Genomic DNA, 15,702 nt, shown 5'->3' with positions numbered 1-15,702 from the left:
TGCCCATGGTAACTATCCTCGACGCCATGACTGGTCCTCTCGTTCGTCGCCGTGACGACGGTGCCCTCGAACTGCGGGTCAACGGGGTCTTCGTGATGGACGATCAGGAGACATCGTCCGAACGCGCCTTGGCCCGGGCCGTGCTCGACCAAGGCGCCGGCGAGATCCTCGTCGGCGGGCTCGGACTCGGTTTCACCCTGCGGGAGTTGCTCGGCTCTGCAGACGTGCGCCGGGTGGTTGTCGCCGAGCTGCACCCCGAGATACCGGCGTGGATGCGCGATGGCACGATCCCGGGCGGGGACCTTCTGGCGGACCCGCGCACCGAGCTGTCCATCGGCGACGTCCGGGCGATCGTCGCCGACCAACCGTGGGAATCGCTCGACGCGATCGTGCTCGACGTCGACAACGGTCCCGATTTCCTCGTCCACGACGGAAACGCAGCGGTGTACGGATCGTCGTTCATCGACGTCTGCGCGGCGCGGCTGAGACCCGGTGGAAGCCTGTGCATCTGGTCGATGGCTCCGTCCGAGGTCGTTCTGGCGGGCCTCGCCGCGACCTTCGTCGAGGTGCATGAGACGCGGATTCCTGTGCGCCTGCAGGGCCGTGAGGAGGACTACTGGATCCTCACCGGTTCGCGCCGACGTGACAGCGATATCGTGCCCACATGACCGAATACCGCATCGAGCACGACACCATGGGCGAAGTCCGCGTCCCCGTTGACGCCCTCTGGCGCGCCCAGACCCAGCGAGCCGTCGAGAACTTCCCGATCTCCGGCACCCCGATCGAGTCGGCGCAGATTCGCGCCCTCGCTCAGATCAAGGCCGCCTGCGCCACGGCCAACGCCGAGCTCGGCATCCTCGACCAGGACATCGCCGACGCGATCGTCGCCGCCGCGAACGAGGTTGCCACCGGCGCCCACGACGCGCACTTCCCGATCGACGTCTTCCAGACCGGTTCGGGCACGTCGAGCAATATGAACACCAACGAGGTCATCGCGACGCTGGCGACCAAGGCCCTCGGCAAGGACGTGCACCCCAATGACCACGTCAACGCCTCACAGTCGTCCAATGACGTCTTCCCGACGTCGATCCACGTGGCCGCCACCGCATCGGCGACCAACGAGCTGATCCCCGCACTCGATCACCTTGCGAAGTCGCTTGAGGGCAAGGCCGCCGAGTTCGTCTCCGTCGTGAAGTCCGGCCGCACGCACCTCATGGATGCCACGCCGGTCACGCTGGGCCAGGAGTTCGCGGGCTACGCGCAGCAGATCCGTCGCGGCATCTCGCGGGTCGAGTCGGCGCTGCCGAACACCGCTGAGGTTCCGCTCGGCGGCACAGCCGTCGGCACCGGCATCAATACGCCGATCGGCTTCCCGCAGCGGGTCATCGAGATCCTCGCGGCCAACACGGGCCTGCCGATCACCGAGGCCGTCGACCACTTCGAGGCACAGAGCGCGCGCGACGGTCTGGTCGAGATGTCCGGTCAGCTGCGCACGATCGCCGTCAGCCTGACCAAGATCTGCAATGACCTGCGGTGGATGGGTTCGGGTCCGCGTACGGGCCTCGGGGAGATTCAGCTGCCCGATCTGCAGCCCGGATCGAGCATCATGCCCGGCAAGGTCAACCCCGTCCTGCCCGAGGCCACGCTCATGGTCGCCGCACAGGTCATCGGCAATGACGCGACGATCGCGACGGCCGGTGCGTCGGGCTCGTTCGAGCTCAACGTCATGCTGCCGGTCATCGGCCGCAACATCTTGGAGTCGATGCGCCTGCTGGGCAACGCCTCGCGCGTCCTGGCCGACCGGTGCATCGACGGCATCGTCGCCGACGAGGAGCGCTGCCTGTTCCTGGCCGAGTCGTCGCCGTCGGTCGTGACGCCGCTCAACCGTTACATCGGCTACGAGAACGCCGCGAAGGTCGCCAAGGTCTCGGTCAAGGAGAAGAAGACGATCCGCCAGGTCGTCATCGAGATGGGCTTCGTCGAAAGAGGCGAAGTGAGCGAAGCCGACCTGGACAAAGCCCTGGACGTCATGTCCATGACCCACCCCTAACGCTCGCGAGTCACTTAATCACCACTCAGGAGTCACTGAATTACACGCATCGTGTAATTCAGTGACTCCTCGTGCGTTACTCAGTGACTCATGAGCGTTGGGCTAGTTTGTAGCCTTGGTTGTCGTAGATCAGGCGGTAGGTGCCGCCGTGCTTTTCTTCGGCGTATCCGACGATGTCTTCTGGGGAGCCGATCCCGGCAGCGGTGTCGAACAGGACGTAGTCGGGAACCGCATCGCCCACTGAGCCGAGCCAATAGACCGTGTGGTCCGTAACCAGGTGACTCATCAGGCCGATATCGGTCTCGACGCTCGTGCCGTCGGGCACCAGCGACAGCACCATCCGCGCCTGCTCCGCGCGAGGGGGCTCGTCGTAGGTCGCCGAATCGGCCAGGGCCGCCACAGGCGAGTTGACCATCATGAATCCGCCGACGATCAGGGCCGCGGGAGTCGTCCATTTCAACCGGGGTTCGCGCCTGATCGCGTCGATCATGGCGACGAAGACGATCGGCATCACGACGAGCGAGTAGTGCCATTCGGTGCCCCAGTAGAACGGGACGTCGTTGACGAACCGGCCCAACAGCGTCGGGACCGCCACAAGCGCCCACGGTGACCACAACGCCGCCAGTCCGGTGATCGCCACCGTCAGCAGCAGCGTCGCGGCTTTACGATCGAGCTGGTCGAACAGCACCTCGAACCGGCCGCGATCACCCTGGTGCGCGTACGCATACACCCCGTCAGGATTGAACGCCGGAATGACGACAAGCACGACCAGCGCCGCCCCGACCACGCCGACGAGGGCCAGGACCACACCGCGACGCCGCTCACCGGCGAGCCACACGACGAAGCCGATCACGGCGACGGTGACGCCCATGTCTTCTTTGACGAACATCAGCGGCAATGACCATCCGACGACCGCTGGAAACCGTCGATCGACATACGCCGCACCGGCCAACGCCAGCAACGGTGCTGCGAAGGCCACCTCGTGGAAGTCGGCCTCCACGGCTGACTGGATGCCGAACGACAATCCGTACGCGACACCGATCGCGACGCCGAAAGCCGTGCCGACATACCGCATCGCGAGCATGGCGATGACGTAAATTGACACTGCGATCAATACGACCTGAGCCAGCAGGATCGTCTGCGCCGACGGGATGATCCGATAGAACGGGGCGATCAATGCCGTGATGGGCGAGAAGTGGTCGCCCAAAATGTTGTACCCCGGCGCCTTGATATCGACGATCGGTGCACCGAACCCCGAGTAGCTCTTGATCGCCTGCTCGAAGATCGCGTTGTCGAATGAGGCGATCGTGAAACGGTCGAAGCGGATCAGGGTGACAGCGGCGTAGACCGCCGCGAGTACCGCCGCAAGCGTCCCGCCGATCGCGTGTTGGGTGCGGGTCGCCGCCGTCATGCGAGCGTGAGGTTCTCGCCAGTCTCCGGATCGAAGATATGGACCCGCTGGCGCGGAATCACGACGCGGATCGACATGCCGGGCTTTAACGTACTGTCCGCCGCGAGCTCGGCCACCATGAAGTTCTGGAACAGGTCGAACTCCAGCAGATCCTCGACCTCGTTGAGCAGTTCCTCGACGGCCGGCTCGATCTCGTAGCCGAGATACGCGAACTGCGAGCTGCCGCGCCATTCGACGTCGTCGATACGTGTCGTGATCTCGACCCGGTCGGTCACCGACGCGGCGTACGGACCGGATCCGTCATAGCAGTGCTCGGGACGGATTCCCGCGACGACGACTCCACGGTCGCCGATGCGTTCGAGCAACGGCGCGTCCAGCAACATCGTGGTCAGCGGCAACACCAGCTGCTGTCCCATCGGGAACGCCGGCACGAGGTTCATCGGCGGTGCACCGAGATAGCCGGCAACGAACATGTCGGCCGGACGTTCGTACAGATCGCGGGGTGTGCCGACCTGGTGGATGAATCCTTGGTGCATCAGGGCAACTCTGTCGGCGGTGCTGAGTGCCTCCTCGACGCTGTTGGTCGTGAAGATCGATGTCCGCTGGTTCTCGTGCTGCCACTGGGTCGTGACCGATCGCACGTGCGATCGGACCCGGTCACTCTGCTCCGAGAACGGCGAATCGAGCAGGTACGCTCGCGCATCGCGGACGAGGGAACGCCCGAGCGCGACCCGCTGCCGCTGACCGTCGTCGAGATCGGACGGCTTGAGGTCGAGCACCTCGCTGAGCGCCAGGAAATCGGCCACCTCCCTGATCCGCTCCGCCAGCTCGGCCTTGTCGCGGCCACGGCGCAATGTCGACGAGAACGCCAGATTGTCGAAGACATCGAGGTGCGGGTGGAGGGCGAAGTCTTGGAACACCATCGCCAGGTCGCGGCCACGCGGACCCAGGTCGTCGACGCTCTGGTCATCGAGCAGTATCTCGCCGGAGGTCTGTTCCTGCAGCCCGGCAAGAGTACGCAGCAGGAGCGATTTGCCGGCCCCGGACGGCCCGGTGATCGCGAGTGTCGAACCGTCCGGCACCGACAGGCTGATGTCGTCCAGCAACGGACGCCCACCGGCCCGGTCGGCGATCGTGAGATTGCGAACTTCGATCGAGGTCATCGATACGACCTTCCGAGGAGTTGGTTGATCCGACGCGGGAACAGCAGCAGCAAGACGACCGCGGGCACCAGCCACAGCAGGCCCGCCGCGGCGACAGCTGCGCTCGAGCCGTCGACCTGCTCAGTTGCGAGCATCAGCGTCGCAGGCAGCGGCAAAGTCCGTTCATCCGGTGCGAGCGCTGCACCGAGGACGAAATCATTGCAACCTGCCACGAACACCAGTCCCGCCACGACGAGCAGACCGGGCAGCAGATTCGGGACGCCGAAATGGCGGATGCGTTGGCGACGCGTCGCACCGTCGGCCCGCACGGCGTCGAGCAGCGTCCACGGCACGTCCCGAAAAACGGTCACGCTCAGCCAGATCGCCAGAGGTAGTGCGATGACGAGAGCCGGGACGACCAGTGCCACACGGGAACCGTAGAGGCCGAAAGCCATGAGCTGATCGGCGAACGGTCCGGCGAGAGCCACCACCGGCATCAGCAACGTGGCCACAACCAGGCCGTAGGCGATGCGCTTACCCCGCGCCGGGAGTCGGACGAAAGCAAACGCTGCCGCGACGGCCAGGGGCATCGCGATCACCGTCGCCAGTACCGAGACCAGGAACGATGTGCCGGCTGCTCGGCGCAAGGTGTCCGAGCCCAGGGCATCGCCGAACGTCTGCCAACTGATGTCTTGCGGCAGCAGAGTCTGTGCCGTGACGCCGTCAGGGGTCGTCGCGAGCGTGAACGTCCACAGCAAGGGGACGAGTGTGAAGATCACGAAGACCTCGACCCCGAGCACCGCCCAGAACGAGATCGGCCGGGGCGTGTCGGCGAACAGCACGCCCGCGGCACCGGTTGCCATCAGCAGCGCGGCGACCACGATCCACAACCACAGATCGGGGCGGGCGATCATGATGATGCCGTAGGTTCCAGCACCGAAGCCGAGAGCGAATGACAGTCCCGAAGCCCACAGGCGAGACAGCACAGACGGAGTCACAGGACCCTCCTCACGCGTAGGAGGGACATGAACACGACTGCCACCAATGCCGCCAGAACCAGCAGCAACACCGACATTGCCGCACCGAGCCCGAGCTCGAACGACGAGAACGTCGTCTCCCACACCAAAGCCGTGACGGTTCGACCGTCAGCTCCCACGCGATCGACCAGTAGCGGTCCCTCGAGTGTCCTCACGGCATCGAGCGCACGATATGTGGCGGCCACCGCGATGGCGGGCGCGATCGCCGGGATCACGACCCGGCGGAATCGCTGCCAACTCGTCGCTCCGTCGGCTACCGCCGATGCCATGAGCGAGGGCGAGACACGCAACAGGCCCGCCATCAAGATGACCGCGGTGATGCCGGTACCGCGCCACACCTCGCCCAGCGAGACCGCGACCAGTTGGACCCAAGGCCCAGGATCGTCGATACGGAACCATGCAGCGACGTATCCGGTGGTCACCGCATCGCGCCATGCCACAGCCGAGACAACCGCGAGCATCGCGAAGGGCAGCAGCACCAGCAATCGGGTGACGGGCCAGGTGACGGCGAGACGTCTCAGCGCAGCGGCAAAGGCGAGCCCCAGGAGCAGTTGGAGCACGACCAGGACGATGACGATCGCGATCGTCGCCGCCACCGCGATCCACCATGATCGGTTCGTCAGGACGTCGACGTAGTTGTCGGCGCCCACGAACGACCGGTCATCGGGGTTGGTCTGCGGGTACGTCGACAGTGAAAGCCAGACGGCACGACCGATCGGCCACGCCGTCACTGCGAGGAGCACCGCGACGGCAGGTGCGAGCAGACGCCATCCCCTCATCGGATCTTCCCTCCGACCGCGGCCTCGACCGCCGCCTGCGACTTGCCAGGGGTCACATCCTGCGACACTTCGGCCACGGGGCGCCACGTCTCATCGAGCGCACGAAGCACCTGGAACCCGTACGGCGTAACCGGAGCCGTGACGCCGGTCTTGAGAGCCTGACCGGCGACCTTGGCCTGAGGGAAGGCTGCTCGAACCTCAGCCTGTTCGAACGTCGTCAGGCGGCTGACGCTCTGCTGGGCGTCGACCACGAGCGTCCGAAGTTGTTCGGCAGCGGTCAAGCACTCGATCGCTGCATACGACTGCGCGGGGTTCGGGGCGTGCGTGGGCACTGCCAACCCGATTCCGCGCAAGGGCGCCACCGTCGCGTCGGCGATGGTCGGATAGCCGGTCGCAACCATATCGCCGGCGACCGAGGCAACTGCGGGATCGGCGACGGCCGACGCCGAGGCGATCAGGAAGCCTCCCGTCGGCGAGGCGAACGTCTTGAGCGCGTCGACCGACGGCCCGGGTCCGACATCGGAATCGTGGAAGAACTCCACCACGGAAGCTGCAGATCGACCGGCATCGGAGTCCATTCCCACCGCCGCGTCACGGCCCGCCCCGTCGACGATGCTGCCGCCGGCGCCCGCGATGAGCGCGTTGACCCAGTCGCCGAGCCCGCTGCCATCGGGATCGTGGATCTGGATCGTCACGCCGAGGCGTTGAGCGCCGGCGATCAGGTCGTCCCAGGTGATCGGCTTGCTGGTGTCAAGTCCAGCCCGTTCGGCGATATTGCCGCGGAACCACAGCACTTGCGGGTTCAGGAACCACGGAACGACCACAAGCTGATCGCGGTATGACGCCGCCGCCAGGGCAGCAGGCGCGATCCCCGTCCGCTGCGCGGCGCCCAGTGCCGTCGGAACGGGAGAAAGAAACCCCGCTGCCGCGAACTCCGCTGTGAACGCCGAATCGAGGCTCAGCAGGTCGATGCTCTCGTCCTTGGCGGACAACCGCCGGACCAGCTCGTCATGGCGGGCCGTGACGTCGGCGGGCAGCGATTCGGCGACGATCCGGTACTTGCCGGCCGCCTGATCCGTGCACGTCTTCGCCAGCGCGGCCGGATCGACTCGATCCGGCCCGGCGTACCAATGCAAGGTCGGTACGGAGCCCACGCCCTGGCCGGATGAGCCGCACCCAGCCAGCGTGATCATCGTCATCGCCGCAGCGGCCAGGCAGGCGTAGCGCCGTGCCAGCGAAGCGTGTCTCCCCGGTGCGCTCACGTGCGCAACTTTGCCACACGTGAGCGCCCGGTCCCGGCGATATCGACCAACGTGTCGGATCGATGTCTTACAACGTGACGTCCTCCAACATTTCGGTCACCAACGCCGCCACCGGTGAGCGCTCCGACCGGGTCAACGTCACGTGGGCGAACAGCGGGTGACCCTTGAGCTTTTCGACCACGGCGACGACGCCATCGTGCCGACCGACCCGCAGATTGTCGCGCTGTGCGACGTCGTGGGTCAGCACGACCTTGGAGTTCGCGCCGATCCGCGAGAGCACCGTCAGCAAGACATTGCGCTCCAGCGACTGTGCCTCGTCGACGATGACGTAAGAATCGTGCAGCGAACGGCCGCGGATATGTGTCAGCGGCAGCACCTCGAGCATTCCGCGGTCGAGGATGTGCTCGATGACATTGGGCGACGTGACGGCGCCGAGGGTGTCGAACACCGCCTGTCCCCAGGGCCCCATCTTCTCGGACTCGCTGCCCGGCAGATAGCCGAGCTCTTGGCCGCCGACGGCATACAGCGGGCGGAAGATCACAACCTTCTTGTGCAAGCCACGCTCCATCGTGGCTTCGAGTCCCGCACAGAGGGCCAACGCCGACTTCCCGGTTCCGGCCCGGCCTCCCAGGGAGACGATGCCGATCTCGGGATCGAGCAGAAGGTCGAGGGCGATACGCTGCTCGGCCGAGCGGCCGTGGATGCCGAAGGCGTCGCGGTCGCCCCGCACCAGCTGCACCTCCTTGTCGGCGGTGACCCGGCCAAGACCGCTGCCCTTCTCAGAGACGAGCACCAGGCCCGTGTGGCACGGGAGCTCCCGCGCCTCGGGGAGATCCAGCGTCCCAGATTCGTACAGCGCATCGAGGTCCAGGCCGTCGATCTCCAGTTCCCGCATGCCGGTCCAGCCCGATTCCTGCGCGAGCTCCGCGCGGTACTCCTCGGCGACCAGGCCGACGGCCGATGCCTTGACCCGCATCGGCAGGTCCTTCGACACGATCGTGACGTTGAGTCCCTCGTTCGCCAAATTGCGCGCGACCGACAGGATGCGGGTGTCGTTATCGCCCAGCCGGAATCCCGACGGCAGCGAGGACGAGTCGGTGTGGTTCAGCTCGACCCGGATCGTTCCGCCTTCATCGCCGATCGGCAACGGCACGTCCAACATCCCGTGCTCGACCCGCAGATCGTCGAGGAATCGCAGGGCACTGCGCGCGAAGTAGCCGAGTTCCGGATCGTGCCGTTTACCCTCCAGCTCACTGATCACGACGACCGGGATGACCACTTCATGCTCGTGGAACCGGTTGACTGCCTGTGGATCCGCAAGCAGGACGCTGGTGTCCAGGACATACGTGCGGCGAGCGCTCGGGACCTGCTTGGATGCGCGTGATGCAGTCATAGCTGTCTCCTCAACGAGCCCGCGCGCACCCTGCGCCGGCCCTACTCGTGGGCTGGGATTCGGGGCTCAGGGGCGAGCATCAACACACCCTCAACGTAAGACGGCGAACCGACTATTGACCGCAAGACACGCTGATCACAAAGTAACGGCAACATGAACACCCACCCCCTCGCTGGTTGAGGAGCCTGCGAGGAACGAGCAGGCGTCTCGAAACCACGAGCCGGGGTTTCGAGGCTCGGCCGCAAGCGGCCTCGCACCTCAACCGACGGGCTTGCGAAACAGCGACCTATTGACCGAAGCGGCGCTGGCGCAGTGTGTACGAGCGCATCGCGCGCAGGAAGTCGACCCGGCGGAACGCCGGCCACAACGCGTCACAGAAATAGAACTCCGAGTGGACGCTCTGCCACAGCAGGAACCCCGACAGACGCTGCTCGCCCGACGTGCGGATCACGAGATCGGGATCGGGCTGCCCCTTCGTATAGAGATGCTCGGCGATATCGTCGACGACCAACGTGCCGGCGACCTCTTCAAGCGATCGTCCCTTGGATGCCTGATCGAGCAGCAGCGAACGCATCGCGTCGGTCAGCTCCTGGCGTCCGCCGTAGCCGACGCAGATATTGACGCGCATGCCTTGCACGCCGACTGTCGAATCGGCCAGACGCTTCATCCGCGCTGCGGCCTCGGTGGGCAGCAGGTCGAGGTTTCCGATGACCGAGATCGGCCAGCGCTGCTCGGCGACGAGACGCTCCATCAGCCTTTCGACCGCCGCGAGAATACTCGTGAGCTCCTCGGGAGCGCGCTGCAGATTATCGGTCGACAACACCCACAAGGTGACGATCTCGACGCCCAGGGAGTCGCACCAATCGGCGAATTCGGAGATCTTGTTGGCCCCGGCCTGATAGCCGTCTTCGTACTTCGTTCCGGCGCCTTTGGCCCACCGCCGGTTGCCGTCGACGATCGCCCCGACATGCCGCGGAATCTTGGCCGGGTCGAGCCCGTGTGCGAGGCGGCGCTCGTACGCCCCGTAGACGAGATCAGTGAAACCCATGGCCACAGCGTATCGGCCAGCGGCGATCCTGCCCCGAACCGGCGTGCCCGTTGGCTTCCGTGCAATAAGCTGACCCCATGACCAACCATGCGCCCGAGGGTGCCGTCCACGAAGCGACAGAGCGCCTTCGTGAGACCGTCGAGGAGATCAAGCCCAAGCTCCGCGGTTGGCTGCACGCGATCACGGTCCCGCTGGCCTTCTTCGCGTTCATCGTGATGCTCGTGATCTCCGACGACATGCTGGTTCGCGCCGGCGTCGCAGTGTTCATGGTCAGTTCGATGATGCTGTTCGGGGTCAGCGCGGTCTACCACCGCGGCACCTGGTCGGACCGGGTGCGTGGTTTCTGGAAACGCTTCGACCACGCCAATATCTTCTTGCTGATCGCCGGTTCCTACACACCGTTCTCACTGCTGCTACTGAGCCACAAACACGCGGCGATCATGTTGTCGCTCGTGTGGGGCGGCGCGCTGCTCGGCGTCCTGTTCAAGATCTTCTGGATCGGCGCGCCTCGTTGGTTGTACGTTCCGTTGTACTTGCTCCTGGGTTGGGCCGCGGTGCTCTATCTGCCCGAGTTCGCTTCCGAGGCCTCGACCCCCGTCTTTGTCCTGTTGCTGAGCGGCGGTGCGCTGTACTCGATCGGCGCGGCGGTCTATGGCTTCAAATGGCCCAATCCGTCGCCGAAGTACTTCGGCTTCCACGAGATCTTCCACGCGTTCACGATCGCGGCGTTCATCGTGCACTACATCGGCGTCAGCCTGCTGGCTTACCAGCAGCACTGACCTCCTCGACTTTCTACGTTGACTGCCAGCCTTCTTCGGCTCGTATCGCCTGAGATATCCGAACGCTGATGTTCCTGAGCTGTCTCGCCTGACTCAAGGTCAGCGGGTCGAAGACCAGCTGGTTGACCGTCTCCACATGGCCCGGCGTGGCCTGCTCCACCGTGCGCGCTCCGGCATCCGTCAAGGTGGCCAGCGTGTAGCGCCCGTCGCGAGGGTCGGGCTCACGTCGTACCCAGTCCTTGGTCTCAAGTCGTGCCACGGCTCGCGACAGGCGTGACAGGGAGCTGTTCGAGTAGCTCGCGAGAGTACTCATGCGGAGCGTGCGGTCAGCTGCTCCTGACAGCGCGAACAAGATTCCGTACTCGAAGTGAGTCATGTCGGAGTCGCGTTGTAACTGTGCGTCCAGCGCCGTGGGAAGCCACTCGAGGACAGTTGCCAGAGCAGCCCACGTCTGCAGCGTTTCGTCGTCGAACCTCGATCGGTCGATGGAATCTTCCATGGACACATGCTACTTGCCTCGACGCCTCAGCATCACCACATTGACTTGACCAAGAAAGTTATTTAGACGAGTATTTACTTGACTGAGAAAGTAAATCTTCCTCATTGAACAACACCGAGAGGAATGCTGAGCGCACCATGGATCTGCAACTGGAAGGCAAAAGAGCCTTCGTCAGTGGTTCAACACAAGGTATTGGGTACGCAATCGCGGAGGGCCTCGTCAGAGAAGGCGCCACGGTAGTCATCAACGGACGCGACGAGCGTCGCATGCACGACGCAGTGCGTCAGTTGAAGGCCGTCTCCCCCAGCGCGGACGTAAGCGGTGTCACTGCCGACTTCGCGGACCCGGACCAGGCGGGAAAGCGGCTGAGCGCGCTGGAAGACCTCGACATCCTCGTGAACAACGTCGGCCTCTTCGGCCTCGCCCCGTTCAATGACATCCTCGACACGGAATGGCAACGCTACTTCGACGTCAATGTCATGAGCGGCGTCCGGCTTTCACGCCATGTGCTGCCGAGCATGCTCGCCAGGAAGAGCGGCCGCATCATCTTCATCGGCAGTGAGTCAGGGGTCAACGTTCCCGCCGACATGGTGCACTACGGGGTGACGAAGGCCGCCATGCTCGCCCTCAGCAATGGCCTCGCCAAGCTCACGAGGGGAACGGATGTCACGGTCAACACGATCCTCGGCGGACCGACCTATTCAGATGGCGTGGCACAGACCGTGAGCGAGATCGCCCAGCACCAGTCCATGTCCACCGACGACCTGAAGGCAGCGATCATCGGCGGCAATCAGACGTCTTTGCTGGAACGGTTTATCGAGCCTGCCGAGATCGCGCATCTCGCCCTCTACCTCGCGAGCCCATTGTCTTCAGCCACCAACGGGGCGGCGCTACGAGCAGATGGGGGCGTCCTGACCACGATGATCTGACGAGACGGCTGTCAGGACCGTGCCGCCTGCTGCAGGTCCGGGACTGTCGTGACCGGGCGCTGGCAGACGAATCCTCGGCAGACGTACGCGGCCGGTCGGCCGTCGACCATGCCTCGTTGCTCGAACAGCGGGATCTGCAGACCCGGTTCGCCCGCGATGACGACGGCGCCCGGGGACGGCAGCATGAGGGCGGCGTGGTGCAGCGCCTTGCGTTCGGCCTTGTCGCCCACGACCGCGATCTCCAGAGGACCCGCGACGAGTGCCTCCGCCGCAGCGAGGGTCCAGCCTGCGAAGCGCGGTACCTGGATCGCGATATTCGCCGCCGAAGCAACGCCCGTCTCAGCCGCCGTGCGATACCGGTTCTCGCCGGTGACGGCTCCGAATGCGATCAGCGCGTGGACTGCCGCGGAGGTTCCGGACGGATAGGCGTTGTCGGAAGCATCCTTGGGACGCACGACCAGTGTTTCGGCGTCGTCGGCAGTGTCGAAGAACCCTCCGTCCGGGTCAACGAAGTGGTCGACGACCCGGTCGAGCAGCCGCCGAGCGCGGTCGAGCCACACCGCATCCCCGGTGGCTCCGAGGAGAGTCAGGAAGGCTTCGGCCACCGAGCCGTGGTCTTCCAACACCGCGGAGTTCGCACCGGACACACCGTCACGAGATGTCCGAGCGAACCCACCGGTCAGGTGGACGTCGACCAGCAACTCGGCCGCCCTGACTGCGGCTTCAGTGAAATCGGGCTCATCGAGCAGAACTCCGGCTTCGGCGAGCGCCGAGACGGCCAGCCCGTTCCAGGACGCCACGACCTTGTCGTCACGGGCTGGTCGCGTGCGTTCTGCGCGCACGGCCAGCAGCTTGGCCCTCACGTCGGCCCATCGTTTCGGATCGTCGGGATCTTCCAGGAGCTGCAATGTGGAGAAGCCTCGCTCGAACGTTCCGGGTCCTGTCACGCTGAGCAGCTGCGCGGCCCACGCACCGTCCTCGGCACCGAGCGTGCGCATCAACTGATTCGGATTGAAGACATAGAACGTGCCCTCGTGGCCATCGCTGTCGGCGTCGAGCGCGGACGCGAATCCACCTTCGGGCGTCTGCAGCTCGTCGATCATGAACCGTCCGGTCTCGCGCACGACCCGTTCGGCCAGCGGCGAACCGGTCTGACGCCACCAGTGCAGATAGACCCGCATCAGCAGGGCGTTGTCGTACAGCATCTTCTCGAAGTGGGGCACCCGCCAGAACCGGTCGACGCTATAGCGGGCGAATCCACCGGACAGTTGGTCGTACATGCCGCCGCGTGCCATGGCTTCGCACGTCCCGGAAACCAAGTCGAGCGCCTGCTGCGAACCTGTGCGGGCGCCATTGCGAAGCAGGAACTCCAACACCATGGACGGCGGGAACTTGGGGCTCGTCCCGAACCCACCGGCCTCGGCGTCGTATGACTTCGCCAGGTTGGCCACGGCGGCATCGAGCTCGTCAGGCCCGACCGCTCCCCCGGCCGGATCGATCGTCTCGCCCAGATGCTGCATGACGTTCTGGCTGACGGTCAGCACTTCATCGCGGCGCTGGGTCCACGCCTCCGATAGTGCTTGGAGTACCTGGGTGAACGCTGGAGTGCCCTGTCGCGGCTCGGGCGGGAAGTACGTGCCGGCGAAGAACGGCTCACCGTGCGGCGTGAGGATGCAGGTCATGGGCCAGCCGCCTTGGCCGGTCATGGCCTGAGTCGCGCGCATGTAGACGGCGTCGATATCGGGCCGTTCTTCGCGGTCGACCTTGATGTTGATGAAGTGTTCGTTCATATACGCCGCCGTCGCGACGTCCTCGAACGACTCGTGTGCCATGACGTGGCACCAGTGACAGGCCGCGTAGCCGACCGACAGCAAGATCGGCCGATCAAGCGTCTTGGCGACCTCGAGCGCTTCGGGCGTCCATTCCCACCAGTCGACGGGATTGTCGGCATGCTGTTGAAGGTAGGGGCTGGTTGCCGAAGCAAGACGGTTGGCCATGGCCCAACCCTAGGCTGCGTGTATCAAACCCCTGCCCAACCGAGCCTTACTTGTGGTATCTCACCTTGGTGCCGATGCTGAACTTCGGCTTGCCCTTGGTCTTCTTGGCGGTCACCTTGACGGTGCGCTTGCCGGCCTTGGTGTTCGACTTGAACTTCACGGACCTGTAGACGTTGCCGCTGGCGTCGGCTCTGCCACTCCATCGGGTCTTCCCGTCGAGCTGGATCTTGGCCTTCTGGTGGGGTTTCAGCCCGGTTGCGCTGACGACGAACGCGGTCCCCTTCTTGACCGAACGGGTCGACAGCACGAGGCGCTTGTACCGCGAGCTGATCGGCGACGTCTTGGCTGACGTCTTCGTCTCGGAGTCAGGACCTGGCGAGGTCGACGTGATGGCGACGCTGATGCGCCTGCCTGCGTGCCGCTTGGCCAACAACAGGGTGTTCGCAGCACCCTGCGTCACTCGGACACCGTTCGCGTACCAGGTATAGGTGAAGGACGTCGGGGTCGCGCCGGCCGGCACCACGGTCCCCGTGCGCGCAGTGAGCGTGCGCCCCTCACGAGTCTTGCCGGTGACGGTCGGGGCGAGGCCCTTCATCGTGGAGTAACCCCTCCAGGTCGTCGCGGGGAATCCGTAAGCAGCGGCATACGTTGCCGGATAGTGCACGACCAGCGGGTTGGCACCGTCCGTTTCGAACGACTCGGGAGCCAGACCACCGGTGGCCGGATAGATGGTGGCGGGCGGCGCCCCCAGGAATCGCACCGACCGCAGATTGTTGTTGGCACCGAACGCACCCTCGTTGACCGACGTGACGTGATTGCCGATCACGACGGTCTCGACGAGTCCGTCGTAGAACGCCTGGATACCGACGAAGGTGACGTTGTTCGGGATGACGACGTTCTTCCAGTTGACATTGCGGAAAGCGTCGTTGCCGATGAAGGTGAGACTGCTCGGCAGGGTCACCGCTGCGACGCTGGACTGCGAAAAAGCTGCCGTGCCGATGTCTTTGAGGTTGGTCCCGTTGAAGTGGACCGCCGTCAGGTCGTTCTCGTTGGCGAACACAGACGAGTTGATGCCTCTGACCGGTCGGGACGCACCGCCGAGCGGGACGTTGGCCAGGATCGTGACCTCGGTCTGGCCGGGGTTCGGCGTGTAGCCGGTGACTCGTGCCCCGTCGTTCGGATTGGCGTCGCTGAACGTGTAGGTCACTCCACCGAAGACGTTCTCGTAGGTCGTGGATGCCTGAACCGGGGTCGCAGCCATCACCGTCACGGCAAAGACGGTGCTGGTTCCCGCTACCAAGGCTGCCAAGCGCATGCCGAACGTACGTCGTGGTGAATTCATGGGGAGTCCTCCGAGCGCGGGCGCTTCCCGCTCC

14 protein-coding genes are annotated in these 15,702 nt (G+C 64.9%); 4 read left to right on the top strand and 10 right to left on the bottom strand.

Annotated elements, in window-relative coordinates:
- Positions 1-26 precede the first annotated feature (26 nt).
- Both ACXJKC_RS04460 and ACXJKC_RS04455 read left to right on the top strand, forming a co-directional pair.
- The gene (locus ACXJKC_RS04460; protein ID WP_456695472.1) at positions 27-668 is read left to right on the top strand and encodes a hypothetical protein; all 642 of its coding nucleotides are present in this window, start codon (positions 27-29) and stop codon (positions 666-668) included.
- Positions 665-2,050, top strand: coding sequence for a class II fumarate hydratase (locus tag ACXJKC_RS04455; RefSeq protein ID WP_456695471.1), 1,386 nt, complete (start codon positions 665-667; stop codon positions 2,048-2,050). Before ACXJKC_RS04460 ends, ACXJKC_RS04455 begins: the two co-directional genes overlap by 4 nt.
- Before the next feature lie 88 nt (positions 2,051-2,138).
- On the opposite strand, the gene ACXJKC_RS04450 is transcribed toward ACXJKC_RS04455, so the two are convergent.
- The 7 genes from ACXJKC_RS04450 to ACXJKC_RS04420 all read right to left on the bottom strand — a co-directional run bounded on the left by ACXJKC_RS04450 (position 2,139) and on the right by ACXJKC_RS04420 (position 10,122).
- Positions 2,139-3,461 carry a DUF2079 domain-containing protein gene (locus ACXJKC_RS04450; RefSeq protein WP_456695470.1) on the bottom strand — a complete coding sequence of 441 codons (1,323 nt, stop codon included), beginning with the start codon at positions 3,459-3,461 and terminating at the stop codon, positions 2,139-2,141.
- Entirely contained in the window at positions 3,458-4,624 is a 1,167-nt protein-coding gene (locus ACXJKC_RS04445; protein ID WP_456695469.1) for an ABC transporter ATP-binding protein, read from the bottom strand. The genes ACXJKC_RS04450 and ACXJKC_RS04445 overlap by 4 nt, the downstream gene beginning before the upstream one ends.
- Positions 4,621-5,601: a carbohydrate ABC transporter permease gene (locus ACXJKC_RS04440; protein ID WP_456695468.1), complete on the bottom strand. Its 981-nt coding sequence runs from the start codon at positions 5,599-5,601 to the stop codon at positions 4,621-4,623. The genes ACXJKC_RS04445 and ACXJKC_RS04440 overlap by 4 nt, the downstream gene beginning before the upstream one ends.
- On the bottom strand, positions 5,598-6,419 hold the full coding sequence (locus ACXJKC_RS04435) for a carbohydrate ABC transporter permease (protein ID WP_456695467.1): 822 nt from the start codon (positions 6,417-6,419) through the stop codon (positions 5,598-5,600). The genes ACXJKC_RS04440 and ACXJKC_RS04435 overlap by 4 nt, the downstream gene beginning before the upstream one ends.
- A complete protein-coding gene (locus ACXJKC_RS04430; protein ID WP_456695466.1) occupies positions 6,416-7,681 on the bottom strand; it encodes an extracellular solute-binding protein in 1,266 nt (421 codons plus the stop codon). The genes ACXJKC_RS04435 and ACXJKC_RS04430 overlap by 4 nt, the downstream gene beginning before the upstream one ends.
- Before the next feature lie 67 nt (positions 7,682-7,748).
- Positions 7,749-9,074, bottom strand: a complete 1,326-nt coding sequence (locus tag ACXJKC_RS04425) for a PhoH family protein (RefSeq protein WP_456695465.1) — start codon at positions 9,072-9,074, stop codon at positions 7,749-7,751.
- Positions 9,075-9,360: 286 nt separating this feature from the next.
- Positions 9,361-10,122, bottom strand: coding sequence for an isoprenyl transferase (locus ACXJKC_RS04420; RefSeq protein ID WP_456695464.1), 762 nt, complete (start codon positions 10,120-10,122; stop codon positions 9,361-9,363).
- 77 nt (positions 10,123-10,199) lie between these two features.
- On the opposite strand from ACXJKC_RS04420, the gene trhA reads away from it, so the two are divergent.
- On the top strand, positions 10,200-10,901 hold the full coding sequence (trhA, locus tag ACXJKC_RS04415) for a PAQR family membrane homeostasis protein TrhA (RefSeq protein ID WP_456695463.1): 702 nt from the start codon (positions 10,200-10,202) through the stop codon (positions 10,899-10,901).
- Between the two features lie 13 nt (positions 10,902-10,914).
- Here the strand turns inward: trhA and ACXJKC_RS04410 are convergent, their stop codons facing one another.
- Positions 10,915-11,400: a MarR family winged helix-turn-helix transcriptional regulator gene (locus ACXJKC_RS04410; RefSeq protein ID WP_456695462.1), complete on the bottom strand. Its 486-nt coding sequence runs from the start codon at positions 11,398-11,400 to the stop codon at positions 10,915-10,917.
- A 104-nt stretch (positions 11,401-11,504) separates the two neighbouring features.
- Between ACXJKC_RS04410 and ACXJKC_RS04405 the strand changes: the two genes are divergently transcribed.
- The gene (locus ACXJKC_RS04405) at positions 11,505-12,329 is read left to right on the top strand and encodes an SDR family NAD(P)-dependent oxidoreductase (protein WP_456695461.1); all 825 of its coding nucleotides are present in this window, start codon (positions 11,505-11,507) and stop codon (positions 12,327-12,329) included.
- Between the two features lie 11 nt (positions 12,330-12,340).
- Here ACXJKC_RS04405 and ACXJKC_RS04400 read toward each other — a convergent pair whose 3' ends face one another.
- Both ACXJKC_RS04400 and ACXJKC_RS04395 read right to left on the bottom strand, forming a co-directional pair.
- The gene (locus tag ACXJKC_RS04400; RefSeq protein ID WP_456695460.1) at positions 12,341-14,326 is read right to left on the bottom strand and encodes a thioredoxin domain-containing protein; all 1,986 of its coding nucleotides are present in this window, start codon (positions 14,324-14,326) and stop codon (positions 12,341-12,343) included.
- 46 nt (positions 14,327-14,372) lie between these two features.
- Positions 14,373-15,668: a leucine-rich repeat domain-containing protein gene (locus tag ACXJKC_RS04395; RefSeq protein WP_456695459.1), complete on the bottom strand. Its 1,296-nt coding sequence runs from the start codon at positions 15,666-15,668 to the stop codon at positions 14,373-14,375.
- Between the last annotated feature and the right edge of the window lie 34 nt (positions 15,669-15,702).

It is taken from the genome of Aeromicrobium sp. P5_D10 (genome assembly GCF_054049535.1).
Note: the sequence above shows the minus strand (reverse complement) of the source record. Positions and strands in the feature narration are given on the sequence as shown.

Excerpts from the sequence above, each read along its gene's own strand:
- ACXJKC_RS04435 (WP_456695467.1), bottom strand. The coding sequence starts at position 6,419 with ATGAGGGGATGGCGTCTGCTCGCACCTGCCGTCGCGGTGCTCCTCGCA.
- ACXJKC_RS04410 (WP_456695462.1), bottom strand. The coding sequence starts at position 11,400 with ATGGAAGATTCCATCGACCGATCGAGGTTCGACGACGAAACGCTGCAG.
- ACXJKC_RS04420 (WP_456695464.1), bottom strand. The coding sequence starts at position 10,122 with ATGGGTTTCACTGATCTCGTCTACGGGGCGTACGAGCGCCGCCTCGCA.
- ACXJKC_RS04395 (WP_456695459.1), bottom strand. The coding sequence starts at position 15,668 with ATGAATTCACCACGACGTACGTTCGGCATGCGCTTGGCAGCCTTGGTA.
- ACXJKC_RS04445 (WP_456695469.1), bottom strand. The coding sequence starts at position 4,624 with ATGACCTCGATCGAAGTTCGCAATCTCACGATCGCCGACCGGGCCGGT.
- ACXJKC_RS04455 (WP_456695471.1), top strand. The coding sequence starts at position 665 with ATGACCGAATACCGCATCGAGCACGACACCATGGGCGAAGTCCGCGTC.
- ACXJKC_RS04450 (WP_456695470.1), bottom strand. The coding sequence starts at position 3,461 with ATGACGGCGGCGACCCGCACCCAACACGCGATCGGCGGGACGCTTGCG.
- ACXJKC_RS04460 (WP_456695472.1), top strand. The coding sequence starts at position 27 with ATGACTGGTCCTCTCGTTCGTCGCCGTGACGACGGTGCCCTCGAACTG.
- ACXJKC_RS04425 (WP_456695465.1), bottom strand. The coding sequence starts at position 9,074 with ATGACTGCATCACGCGCATCCAAGCAGGTCCCGAGCGCTCGCCGCACG.
- ACXJKC_RS04400 (WP_456695460.1), bottom strand. The coding sequence starts at position 14,326 with ATGGCCAACCGTCTTGCTTCGGCAACCAGCCCCTACCTTCAACAGCAT.
- trhA (WP_456695463.1), top strand. The coding sequence starts at position 10,200 with ATGACCAACCATGCGCCCGAGGGTGCCGTCCACGAAGCGACAGAGCGC.